Origin of the sequence: Ectopseudomonas toyotomiensis (assembly GCF_017167985.1) — a bacterium.
Taxonomy (GTDB): Bacteria; Pseudomonadota; Gammaproteobacteria; order Pseudomonadales; family Pseudomonadaceae; genus Aquipseudomonas; species Aquipseudomonas toyotomiensis.
The window spans coordinates 315,373-327,595 of the sequence record NZ_CP070505.1 but is presented as its reverse complement, the minus strand read 5'-3'; the positions used below and the strand labels follow the sequence as shown (position 1 = coordinate 327,595).

General features: G+C 63.2%; 9 protein-coding genes. 3 read left to right on the top strand and 6 right to left on the bottom strand.

What is annotated here, in order from left to right:
- Nucleotides 1–298: 298 nt before the first annotated feature.
- From JWV26_RS01365 to metR, 4 genes are all read right to left on the bottom strand, one after another.
- Complete coding sequence (locus JWV26_RS01365) at nt 299–3,454, bottom strand: efflux RND transporter permease subunit (protein WP_093050742.1); 3,156 nt, start codon at nt 3,452–3,454, stop codon at nt 299–301.
- Nucleotide 3,455: 1 nt separating this feature from the next.
- Nucleotides 3,456–4,538, bottom strand: a complete 1,083-nt coding sequence (locus JWV26_RS01360) for an efflux RND transporter periplasmic adaptor subunit (protein WP_093050745.1) — start codon at nt 4,536–4,538, stop codon at nt 3,456–3,458.
- Between the two features lie 6 nt (nt 4,539–4,544).
- Nucleotides 4,545–5,201, bottom strand: a complete 657-nt coding sequence (locus tag JWV26_RS01355; RefSeq protein WP_017679104.1) for a TetR/AcrR family transcriptional regulator — start codon at nt 5,199–5,201, stop codon at nt 4,545–4,547.
- 311 nt (nt 5,202–5,512) lie between these two features.
- Entirely contained in the window at nt 5,513–6,430 is a 918-nt protein-coding gene (gene metR / locus JWV26_RS01350) for a transcriptional regulator MetR (protein WP_074916181.1), read from the bottom strand.
- 168 nt (nt 6,431–6,598) lie between these two features.
- Here metR and metE point away from each other — a divergent pair, with 168 nt between their 5' ends.
- Together metE and JWV26_RS01340 are read left to right on the top strand one after the other, a co-directional pair.
- Entirely contained in the window at nt 6,599–8,902 is a 2,304-nt protein-coding gene (metE, locus tag JWV26_RS01345; protein WP_206418207.1) for a 5-methyltetrahydropteroyltriglutamate--homocysteine S-methyltransferase, read from the top strand.
- Nucleotides 8,903–9,098: 196 nt separating this feature from the next.
- Nucleotides 9,099–10,088, top strand: coding sequence for an alpha/beta fold hydrolase (locus JWV26_RS01340; RefSeq protein ID WP_074916177.1), 990 nt, complete (start codon nt 9,099–9,101; stop codon nt 10,086–10,088).
- A gap of 11 nt (nt 10,089–10,099) precedes the next feature.
- On the opposite strand, the gene JWV26_RS01335 is transcribed toward JWV26_RS01340, so the two are convergent.
- Entirely contained in the window at nt 10,100–10,360 is a 261-nt protein-coding gene (locus tag JWV26_RS01335; RefSeq protein WP_072425329.1) for a DUF6316 family protein, read from the bottom strand.
- A 278-nt stretch (nt 10,361–10,638) separates the two neighbouring features.
- Here JWV26_RS01335 and JWV26_RS01330 point away from each other — a divergent pair, with 278 nt between their 5' ends.
- Nucleotides 10,639–11,601, top strand: a complete 963-nt coding sequence (locus tag JWV26_RS01330; protein ID WP_206418206.1) for a DMT family transporter — start codon at nt 10,639–10,641, stop codon at nt 11,599–11,601.
- Here JWV26_RS01330 and JWV26_RS01325 read toward each other — a convergent pair.
- Entirely contained in the window at nt 11,598–12,065 is a 468-nt protein-coding gene (locus JWV26_RS01325) for an Lrp/AsnC family transcriptional regulator (protein ID WP_206418205.1), read from the bottom strand. The two genes, JWV26_RS01330 and JWV26_RS01325, sit on opposite strands and share 4 nt — an antisense overlap.
- Nucleotides 12,066–12,223: the final 158 nt, after the last annotated feature.

Here is a 12,223-nt window from a genome sequence, read left to right as displayed (position 1 = left end):
CACATTGCCACTGCCTGGACTACTCTCCGGTTACCGGGCTAACGAAGTGGCCAACAGGCAGGATGCCGACCCCATACACTTCGTTAGCTCGGTGTTTCTTCCTTCCGCTGGCCAATGCCAAGCGAGTGAAAAAGCAAAGCCCTCCAAGAGAGGGCTTTGTCGTTTCTGCAAGACGTATTGCGCGTCTGCTGTCTGTTAAAAGCATCCCTGCTGCCTTTCCATTCCCGCCCTAACCATCATTGCTGGTTAGCCTAGGCGATATCTGGCGTTTTGCCATGTATTTCTGGGAGGTTCGGCGTCAGCTGGTGCGCTGGACCTGCGCCCTGTCGGGTTTGGCGGCAATCAGATGCTCCGGCAGGTCGAGCAGGTCGGTGTCGTAGGTCTCCAGCGGCGGTGGACGCCGCTCGAAGCGGGCACCGAGTACCAGCAGGCAAGGCGTCAGCAGCAGGGTCAGCACGGTGGCGAAGGCCAGGCCGCCAGCGATGGCGCTGGACAGTTGCGTCCACCACTGCGTCGAGGGAGCGCCGAAACCGAGGCTCGGGGTCACCAGGTCAACGTTGATGCTGAGCACCATGGGCATCAGGCCGAGGATGGTGGTCACCGCCGTCAGTAGCACTGGGCGCAGGCGCAGGCTGCCGGTTTCCAGCGCCGCTTCACGCGGTTCCAGGCCCTGGCGACGCAGCTGGTTGTAGGTGTCGATCAGGATGATGTTGTTGTTCACCACGATGCCAGCCAGGGCGATCAGGCCCATGCCGACCATGACGATGCCGAACGACTGACTATTGACCAGCAGGCCCATCAACACGCCGGCAGTGGAGAGAACGATGGCCGACAGCACCAGTGCCGCCTGGTAGAGGCTGTTGAACTGGGTCACCAGGATGATCGCCATGAGGAAGATGGCGACGACGAAGGCGGTCATCAGGAAGGTGGCCGCCTCGCGTTGGTCGGCATCCTCGCCGGCGAATTTCACCTTGACCTCGGCCGGTACATCGCCGAGCGCTTCGCGCAACGCCTTGAGGCGTTCGTCCAGGCGCGCACCTTCGGCCAGGTCGGCCTGCAGGGTGATGGTGCGGTCACCATCGACGCGGCGCAGGGTACCGACCTTGGGCGCAGGCTGCAGGTCGACGAAGTTGCTCAGCGGTACCTGGCCGGCCGGTGTATTGAGGGTCAGGCGGCCGAGTTGGTCGAGCGAGCGCCAGTTACCGGGCAGGCGCACACGGATGTCCACTTCGTCAGTGGCATCTTCGGGGCGGTAGGTCGCCAGTTTCAGGCCGTTGGTGATCATCTGCACTGCATTGCCGACGCTGAGTACGTCCGCGCCGAAGCGCGCGGCGGCCTCGCGGTCGACCTTGATGCGCCATTCGATGCCGGGCAGGGCGCGGTCGTCCTCGATATCGGCGAAGCCGCCGAGCCGCGTCATTTCCGCGCGGATACGCTCGACCCACTGCTCGCCCAGTGCCGGGTCCAGCGAGCTGATCTGCAGCTTGACCGGCTTGCCGTCGGTGGGGCCCTGTTCCTGCTTGCGGAACTCCAGCACCACGCCGGGAATACCGGCGGTGCGCTTGCTCATTTCGGCGAGGATGTCATTGGCCGGTCGGCGCTGGTGCCAGTCGACGAACTGGAACTGCAGGGTGCCGATCACGTCGGCGCCGAGTTGGCCTTGCTGGCCTTCCGGCTGTGCCAGGGAGCGTGCATACAGCGCCTTGACCTCACGCATGCCGATCACCTGCTTTTCCACCTGCTGGAGTAGGGCGTCCTTCTCCTGCACAGATAGATCGCCGCGTGCGCGCAGCCAGATCTGCGCACTTTCTGGTTCGACGTCGGGGAAGAATTCCACGCCATGGTTGAAGCGGCCATAGCCGACGTAGATCAGCGCGATCAGCGCGAGCATGCCGAGCAGGGTCAGGCCCGGGCGTTTGAGCAGCGTCGCCAGCAGATTGCGGTAGGCGTTGCCGGCGCGGTTGGCGCTGGGGGCTTGTGGGCGTGCCTGGCCGCCAGTGACGGCGCCGAGCACTGGCAGAAATACCAGGGCCATGGCCAGCGAGGCCAGCAGGCAGAGAATCACCGTTGCCGGCAGGTACTTCATGAACTGGCCGACCACGCCGGGCCAGAACAGCAGTGGCAGGAATACCACCAGAGTGGTGGCGGTGGAGGCAATCACCGGCCAGGCCATCCGCGTGGCGGCGTTGGCCCAGGCCTGACGGGGTGTCTGCCCCTGGTGCAGGTAGCGGTCGGCCAGCTCGGAGACGACGATGGCGCCGTCGACCAGCATGCCGGCCACCAGTATCAGGCTGAACAGCACGACGATATTGAGGGTGAAGCCGAGCATCCAGATCAGCAGGATGCCGCTGAGGAAGGCGCCGGGAATGGTCAGACCGACCAGCAGCGCCGAACGCATGCCCATGCTCGCCACTACCAGGATCAGTACCAGGACGATGGCGGTGAGCACGTTGTTGAGCAGGTCGCCGAGCATGCTCTGCACTTCCTGCGACTGATCCATGATGTAGCTGACTTCAACGCCCGGCGGCAGCAGGGGTTTGGCCTGCTCCATCAGTGCCTTGACCTGGTCGATGGTCTCGATGATGTTGGCGCCGCTGCGCTTGGCCACTTCCAGCACGATGGCCGGCTGGCCGTTGATGCGGGCGAAGCCGGTGGGGTCCTTGAAGGTGCGGCGAATGGTGGCGACGTCGGCGAAGGTGACCACGCTGTCGCCGACCACCTTGATCGGCATGCGCATCACGTCTTCGAGGTCTTCGATGACGCCGGGCACCTTCATGCTCATGCGGCCTGCGCCGGTATCCAGGCTGCCGGCAGCGACCAGGCGGTTGTTGCGGCTGACCAGGTTGAACAGCTCGTTGTAATCGATGCCGTAACTGTCGAGCACCTGCGGGTCGACGACGATCTCCAGCAGGTCTTCGCGGTCGCCGCCTATCTCCACTGACAGCACTTCGGCGATGCCCTCGATGTTCTCCTTCAGGCGCCGGGCGATGTACACCAGCTCCGTTTCGGCAATCGGCCCGGACAACCCTACCGACAGCACCGGGAACAGCGCCACGTTGACTTCGTTGACGGTCGGCTCGTCGGCCTCTTCAGGCAGCTTGCTTCGGGCGGTATCGACCTTTTCGCGCACGTCGGCCAGCGCCACCTTGGCGTCGAAGCCGGCGTCGAACTCCAGGGTCACCGAGGCGTGTCCTTCGCTGGATACCGAGCGCATTTCCTTGACGCCCTCGAGACTGCGCAGCTCCTGTTCCAGTGGACGCACCAGCAGGCGTTCGCCGTCTTCCGGGCTGATGCCTTCGAGGGTCACCGAAACGTAGATGATAGGAATGACCACGTCCGGGTTGGATTCCTTGGGCATGGCGATGTAGGCCACCAGCCCGCCGCAGAGCAGGAACAGCAGGACCAGGATGGTGGTACGGCTACGGTCGAGTGCGGCAGCGATCAGTGCGTGCATCTCAACTGCCCTCGGCCGCGAGTTGCGCGCGTACCTGCTGACCGGGCTGGACGAAGCCCTGGCCGAGGGTGATCAACGCCACCTTCGGCGGCAGGCCGCTGACCCAGGCGCCCTGATTGTCGACGCTGATCAGTTGCACCGGGGTGAACTCCACGCGCTGCGCGTCATTGACCCACTTGACGCCGTGGCGGCCGGTTTCGTCCAGGCTGAGCAGAGCAGGGGACAGGCGATGGGCCATGGCTTCGCCGGTCTGAATGTGCAGGGTGGCGCTGGCGCCGGCCAGACGCAGGCCGTCCGGGTTGTCCACCTTGACCTCGATGCGGAAGCTGCGCGAGCCGGGGTCGGCGGCGGCGGCGATAAAGTGCAGCTCGCCTTGCAGCGTGCGGCCGTCGAGCAGTTCAACCTTTACCGGTTGGCCCAGTTCGAGCTGGGTGACCTGCTGCTGGGCAATCTGCGCGCTGACCTTGAGGCGGTCGATATCCACCAGGGTCAGCAGGCTCTGGCCGGGCTGGACGAAATCGCCCAGTTCGACCATGCGCTGGTCATAGATACCGGCAAACGGCGCCTTGATCTTGGTGTTGCGCTGCTGCAGGCGGGCGCTGTCGAGTTCGGCGCGGGCCTTGGCCAGTTCGCTTTCCAGGCGCATCAACTCGTTGGCCGACACCAGGCTGCGTTCGCGCAGGCGCTTGGCGGCAGTGACGTCGCTTTGGCGCTGGCGCACATCGGCCTCGCTGCGCGCGACCTGGGCTGGGCGATCGTCAGGCGAAATGCTCAGCAGCAATTGATCGGCGGCGACGCGGTTGCCCTTGTCCTGATCCAGGTTCTGCACGCTGCCACTGACCTGGGCGCGCAGTTCCACGCGGCGCCAGGCTTCGATCTGCCCCTGCACGACATGCTGGCGCTGCATGGGTTGGGCTTCCAACCATTGAATTTCGACGCGCGCCAGATCATTGGTGGTGGCGGGTTGGTCGGCCTCGACATCCTCGCGAGCGACGAAACGATCGCCGCTGAACAGCCAGGCCAGCAGCAGGGCTGCGATGACGACGGCGATGATCCAGGGGCGCTTGCTGAGTTGGGCGAACATGTGGGTTTACTCGCTGAGTGCAGGCGCTGCGTGCAGCGCGGCGGCCTGGCCTTGCAGGCCGGCAATGATGAAATCGGTGACGCGCTGGAAATAGGCGTCCAGCTCGATGGGTTCTGCCCAATGGGCGAAGCCGCCGGAGGCGATACGGGCCATCACGCCGTTGACGCAAGCCTCCACGCCCCACAGCAGGCGTTGGCAATCAGTGGGGGAGAGTTGCAGTTCGCTGAAGCTGCCTTGCAGCAGTTGGTTGAACAGCGCCATGTACTGACCTTCCAGCTCGAGGAACTGTTCACGGTAGGGTGCGTCCAGCCGTTCCTGGAAAGCGGGGCGGTCGCACAGCAGGCAGAGTTGGGCTTGCAGCGGGTCGGCCAGCAGCTGTTCGAAGGCGCGACGAATCACATGGCGCATAGCTTCGCGAGGCGGAGCCTGGTTCGCGGTCTCACGCAGTTCGCTCAGATGCTGGCGCGAGCAGTCCAGCACCAGGCGTGCGTAGAGCGCCTCCTTGCTGGAAAAGTGCTTGTACACCGTGCCCTTGCCGATGCCGGCGTGACGCGCCACTTCGGCGATGGTGACGCGATCCCAGGATTGCTCCTGAAACAGCTGGCGAGCGGATTGCAGCAGGGCGTTTTCCCGTTGCTGGAAGAGTTGATCCTGGTAGCGCATGACGGTTCCGGGTTTCGTGACCGGTGGTCATGCTATGACTGTTGGTCACGATGCGGCAAGACGGGAGTTGTAACAAGGCAATTGGCGGGTAGCCGTTCACTCCTCATTCGCCGTGAGGCGCGGCGGCCTCAGGGGATACATGAGTGTAGGAACCCCGCCCCGGGGCGAAGCTTCTAACCCCCAGGCGATGAAACGCGTTGCGCCGATGGCGGGTTACGCCGCGACAGACATTGCAGGGGGGATTGCGGAAGGTGGCAGGCGGCTAACCCGCCCTACGACATTTGCTCGATCCTTGCCCCATGTGGCGACGCTCAGCGCGCCACGCTGACGCCTTCGAGGCTGGCGAAGGAGGTGTCCTTGGCGGTGAGCAGGAAGTCGCGCATGAATGGCGCGTCGAGCATATCGGTGCGAATCGCCGCGTAGAGCGTGGCGAACAGCCCTTTTTCGCCCAGGCGCTTGGCGCTGACGTAGCCGCGCGAGCTGTACTCGTGCAGCGCCCAGTTGGGCAGGCCACACACGCCACGGCCGCTGGCCACCAGCTGCATCATCATCACCGTCAGTTCGGAGGTGCGCACCTGGGCCGGCTCGATATCGTTGGGTTCGAGAAAACGCGTGAAGATATCCAGACGGTCGCGTTCCACCGGGTAGGTGATCAGGGTTTCCGTGGCCAGATCCTGAGGCTGGATGTAGGCCTTGTGCGCCAGGCGGTGCTGATTGGCGACGGCGAGCATGGCCTCGTAGGTGAACAGTGGCACATAGGTGATGCCGGCCAGCTCGATGGGATCCGAAGTCACCACCAGATCCAGGTCGCCTCGGGCCAGGGCCGGCAGCGGGGCGAAGGAGAAGCCCGAGGCCAGGTCCAGCTCCACCTCCGGCCAGGCGTCGCGAAACTGGTCGATGGTCGGCATCAGCCACTGGAAGCAGCTGTGGCACTCGATGGCCATGTGCAAGCGGCCAGCGGTGCCACCGGCCAGGCGCGCCAAATCACGCTCGGCGCCGCGCAGAAGGGGCAGGGTGGCGTCGGCCAGTTGCAGCAGACGCAGGCCGGCGCTGGTGAAGCGCACGGGTTTGGTCTTGCGCACGAACAGCTGCAGGCCGAGGCGCTCTTCCAGCTCCTTGAACTGGTGCGACAGCGCTGACTGGGTCAGGTGCAGGCGTTCGGCGGCTTCCACCAGGCTGTCGGTTTCGCGCAGGGCGTGCAGGGTTTTCAGGTGGCGCAGCTCGAGCATGGCGGGTCTCTACGAAGGTTTCGCTCATCCAATGCCAGGGCTGGATGAAAATGGTTCATACAGCCTACATGAGTAATTCTATAGATCAAGGCGAAAATCTTGAGTTTGTCTCACTCGGTATCGATGCCGAGAATGGCGCCATCTCGATTGATTCTGGAGTTTCACGACATGGCCCTGTCCCATTCCCTCGGTTTTCCGCGCATTGGCCGCGACCGCGAACTGAAAAAAGCCCTCGAAGCCCGCTGGAAAGGTGAGCTGGACGAAGCCGGCCTGCGCGCCGTCGGCCAGCGTCTGCGCGCCGAGCACTGGCAATTGCAGAAGGATGCCGGTATCGACCTGCTGCCGGTGGGCGACTTCGCCTGGTACGACCAGGTGCTCGCTCATTCGCTGGCCTTCGGAGTGATTCCTGAGCGCTTTCGCCCGGCCGCCGGCAAGCCGACGCTGGATACCTTGTTCGCCATGGCCCGTGGGGCCGTTGCGAACAAGAGCAGCGGCAGTTGCTGCGGTGGTGCCCACGCGCAGGAAATGACCAAGTGGTTCGATACCAACTACCACTACCTGGTGCCGGAATTTAGTGCGGATCAACAGTTCGCCCTGAGCTGGGAGCAGCTGTTCGAGGAGGTGGCTGAGGCGCATGCCCTCGGTCACAACGTCAAGCCGGTGCTGATCGGCCCGCTGACTTATCTATGGCTGGGCAAGGCCAAGGGTGGCGACTTTGACAAGCTTGAGTTACTTGAAAGCCTGCTGCCGGTCTATGGCGAGATCTTCCAGCGTTTGGCGGCGCAGGGCGTGGAGTGGGTGCAGATCGATGAACCGATCCTGGTGCTGGATTTGCCGCAAGCGTGGAAGAACGCCTTCGAGCGCGCCTACAACCTGATTCAGCGCGAGCCGTGCAGGAAGCTGATCGCCACCTATTTTGGCGGCCTGGAAGACAACCTGGGGCTGGCTGCCAACCTGCCGGTAGACGGCCTACATATCGACCTGGTGCGTGCCCCGGAGCAGTACCCGACCATTCTCGATCGCCTGCCAGCCTATAAAGTGTTGTCGCTGGGCGTGGTCAACGGGCGCAACGTCTGGCGTTGCGATCTGGAGAAGGTACTCGAGGTGCTGCGTCACGCTCACGAACGCCTGGGCGAGCGGTTGTGGGTGGCGCCGTCCTGCTCGCTGTTGCACAGCCCGGTGGACCTGGCTCGTGAAGACCAGCTCGATGCCGAGCTGAAAGGCTGGCTGGCCTTTGCCGTGCAGAAATGCCAGGAGGTCGCGTTGCTCGGTAAGGCCCTGGAGGCGCCGGAAGACGCCTCTGTGCAAGCCGCTTTGCAAGCGAGCCGCTCAGTACAGGCCGCTCGCGCAGCTTCAAAACGTATTCACAAGTCTGAGGTACAGGCGCGCCTGGCGGCGATTCGTCCGCGTCATGCCCAGCGCCAGTCGCCGTTCGCCGAGCGCATCGAACAGCAGCGTGAGTGCCTGCAACTGCCATTGTTGCCGACCACCACCATCGGCTCCTTCCCGCAGACCTCGGCGATTCGCCTGGCGCGACAGTCGTTCAAGCAGGGCAAGCTGAGTGCGGCCGAGTACACCGAGGCCATGCACAGCGAAATTCGCCATGCGGTGCAGGTGCAGGAGCGTCTGGGCCTGGACGTGCTGGTGCATGGCGAGGCCGAGCGCAATGACATGGTCGAGTACTTCGCCGAGCAACTCGATGGTTATGCATTCACCCGCTTCGGCTGGGTGCAGAGCTACGGCTCACGTTGCGTCAAACCGGCGGTAATAGTCGGTGATCTGAGCCGCCCGCAGGCCATGACCGTGGAGTGGATCACTTACGCCCAGGGCCTGACCGACAAGGTCATGAAGGGCATGCTGACCGGCCCGGTGACCATGCTGATGTGGTCCTTCCCGCGTGAGGACGTGTCCCGCGAAGTGCAGGCGCGGCAACTGGCGCTGGCGATTCGTGACGAGGTGGTGAACCTGGAGGCAGCCGGCATCAAGATCATCCAGATCGACGAGGCGGCGTTTCGCGAAGGGCTGCCGTTACGCCAGGCCGCCTGGCAGCACTACCTGGACTGGGCCACCGAGGCCTTCCGCCTGACCGCCAGCGGTGTGCGTGACGAGACGCAGATCCATACCCACATGTGCTACAGCGAGTTCAACGATGTGATCGAGTCCATTGCGGCGATGGATGCCGACGTGATCACCATCGAGACGTCGCGTTCGGATATGGAGTTGCTGGAGGCGTTCGAGCGCTTCGACTATCCCAGCGAAATCGGCCCGGGCGTCTACGACATCCACTCGCCGCGCGTACCCGACAGCGTCGAGATGGTCGGACTGTTGCGCAAGGCGGCACGGCGTATCCCGCTCGAACGGCTGTGGATCAACCCCGACTGTGGTTTGAAAACCCGCGCCTGGCCGGAAACCGAGGCAGCCTTGGTGAACATGGTGGCCGCCGCCAGGCAGTTGCGCACCGAGCTGGCCTGATTCCCCGGTGGTCGCGGCTGAAGCCCCTTTCACAGGTAAGTGAGGGGCGTTCGCGACGCTCTGGATCCTACCTCTGGTCACCACTCGGGCAACCGTTCGTCCCCCTTCATCAAACTGTCACGCTTGTGTGGCAGCGCCGTCGAACGACTTTCATCAGACTCGCGTTTCAGTGGGGTTCTGCGTTTCTGGTGTTTCCATGCGTGCATTAATTTTCCTGGCCGCGTTGCTTTGCGGCTTGCCGTCTTTTGCGGCCAATCGTTGCGACCTGTCCGAGCCGACCCGTTATGCGGATGTCGGTGAGGTGCGTCTGGCTTATCAAAGCATCGGCAGCGAGCGCGACCCGACGCTGCTGCTGGTGATGGGGCTGGGCGGACAGTTGATCCACTGGCCTGACGAGGTGGTCGAGCGCCTGTGTCAGCAGGGTTTTCGCGTCGTGCGCTTCGACAATCGTGACGTGGGGCTGAGCACCTGGCGGCGACCAGCGCCAAGCATCAACCTACCTTATGAAGTGCTGCGCTATCGCCTGGGCCTGTCGCTTGGCGCGCCGTATCACCTGCGCGACATGGCTGGCGATGCCCTGGGATTGATGGACCGTCTGGGCGTCGACAACTTCCATGTACTGGGCGCGAGCATGGGCGGCATGATCGCCCAGCACTTGGCCGATCTGGCGCCGCAGCGCGTTCTCAGTCTGACGCTGGTGATGACCAGCTCGAGTGCTCAAGGGTTGCCTGCACCCAGCGATGCGCTGGTGGCGCTGCTGGCAAGGCGCGAGGCAGTGAGTCGCGAGGCTGCGCTGCAACAGCAGGCAGATTTGCTCGCGGCCCTCGGTAGCCCGACGGTGCATGATGATCGTGCTTTGCTCCTGCATCAGGCCGAACAGGCTTATGACCGCGCCTTCAATCCCGAAGGGGTGCAGCGTCAGTTGCTGGCGATTCTTGCCGAGTCGAGTCGGGTCGAGCTGCTCAATCGTCTGAAAGTACCGACGCTGGTGGTGCACGGTACGGCCGATCCGTTACTGCCGGTGATGCATGGCGTACACGTGGCGGCGCATATCAAGGGTGCAGAGCTCAAGTTGATTCCAGGCCTGGCGCATCGCTTTCAGGATGCCTTCAAGGAGCCTCTGCTGGCCGCGGTGTTGCCGCATCTCGCGGCGCATCGGGGCGACTTGGGCCTGGCGCATCTGTAATGGGTGAGCGCTCAAAGCTCCTGATTGTGCTTGATCGCTTCGCGGCGCTGCAGATTGTCGATGTGCTCGCTGCTGTGGCGTAGCAGCTTGTCGGCCATGGTCATGCGCTCGATATAGCGCGTGATGCTCTGCTCGGCGTCATGGCGGGAGATAAAGGGGCCTTCCAGCGTGCCTTCGCGAGTGGCGAAGAAGTATTGGCCGTTGACGGCGCTCAGGCGTGAACTGCGGTAATGCGTGCCCGGTTGGGGGTCGATATCGCGTTGGCCGAACATGGTGAGAGCTCCATCTGCAGGTTCTGGATAATCTGAGTCTACTGTGGTCAATGCGACATGCTTGGCAAAACGACAGATGGTAGATTTTGGCTGCCTGTTAGCGTCTTTTGGCGGATTTTATGGATTATTGGCGCCGGTCGGCTGGCGTCCTGCGGGTGCTGAGCAGTACAGTTTCGCTCGGCAACCGGGCTGAACTGTCGCTGTGTAGGTGTGCATGCCTCTCCTAAAATGCTCTGCTGCGGTCGACATGCTCTGTTGGCCGCCTGCCAGAGGTTGCCATGCACATTTCTTCCGGCCGTTGGATGTACGGCCTGCTGCTCGCCCTGATCACCTCCGTGCTCTGGGGCATCCTGCCAATCAAGCTGAAAGAAGTCCTGCAGGTGATGGACCCGGTAACGGTCACCTGGTATCGCCTGGCCGTGGCCGGTTCTCTGCTATTTGCCTATCTCGCTGCGAGTTGCCGGTTACCGCGTTTTCGGCCGCTGGGACGCAAGGGTGGTTGGCTGCTGGCGTTGGCCATCGGCGGGCTGACGGCCAACTACGTGCTGTATCTGGTGGGGCTCAATCTGCTCAGCCCCGGTACCACGCAACTGGTGATCCAGGTGGCGCCCATCCTGCTGCTGATCAGCAGCCTGTTCGTCTTTCGCGAGCGCTTCAGCCTGGGCCAGGCGATTGGCCTGATGGTGATGCTGCTGGGCTTCGGTCTGTTCTTCAATCAGCGCCTGGGCGAACTGCTGACCTCGCTGACCACCTATACCACCGGCGTGCTCACCGTCCTGGCTGCTGCTTTCGTCTGGACCTTCTACGGCCTGGCGCAGAAGCAACTGTTGACCTCGTGGAGCTCGGTGCAGGTGATGATGGTCATCTACCTGGCCTGCGCACTGTTGCTGACGCCCTGGGCGCAGCCGCTGCAGGTGCTAGAGCTGAGCCCGTTGCAGAGCTGGCTGCTGTTGGCCTGCTGCCTCAATACCCTGGTGGCCTATGGCGCCTTCGCCGAAGCGCTGGCGCACTGGGAGGCCTCGAGAGTCAGCGCGACCCTGGCGCTGACGCCATTGGTGACTTTCGTGTCCGTGGCCCTGGCATCGACCTGGTGGCCGGATCATGTGCTGCCCGAACAGGTCAACTGGATCGCCTATGCAGGCGCCGTGGTGGTCGTGCTCGGTTCGGCCCTCACCGCACTCGGCCCGTCGCTGCTGGCCGCTTGGAGGGCGCGCAAGGCCAGGCACCAAGCCAGGGTCTAATCCAGCGGTAGCTCGGTGGTGCGTTTGACCTCGCTCATGGCGATGTGCGAGTGCGCTTCATGTACGTGCGGGCGTTGCAGCAAGTGGTCGCGCAGGAAACGCTCGTAATCGGCGATGTCCTTGGCCACCACCTTGAGCAGGTAGTCCGAGCCGCCGGCCATGCTGTAGCACTCCAGCACCTGTGGGTAGCCGACCACGGCCTGCTCGAACTCATCCAGATTGCCGCGGCCGTGGGCGGACAACTTGATATCGACGAACACCGTGATGCCGAAGCCCAGACGCTTGTGATTGAGCAGGGCGACCTTGCGTTCGATCAGCCCGTCTTCCTGCATGCGATGAATGCGCCGCCAACAGGGTGATTGTGACAGCTCGACCTTTTCCGCCACCTCGGCAGCGGAGAGGTCGGCATTGTGTTGCAGCAGGCGGAGAATCCGCCGGTCGATGGGGTTGAGCTTGTCCTGCATGATTGTTTCCAATTTATTGTGATTGTTGGAAGGATCATGCGAAGTATTGCCTTCGAAGCCCGAAAATAGAAATAAAAAAGCGGAACCCTCCAGTCATGCTTTAGGCAAATCCGTCGCAGTGATCCTGCGGCAGGACTCAACGGAGCGTGTCTACCGTC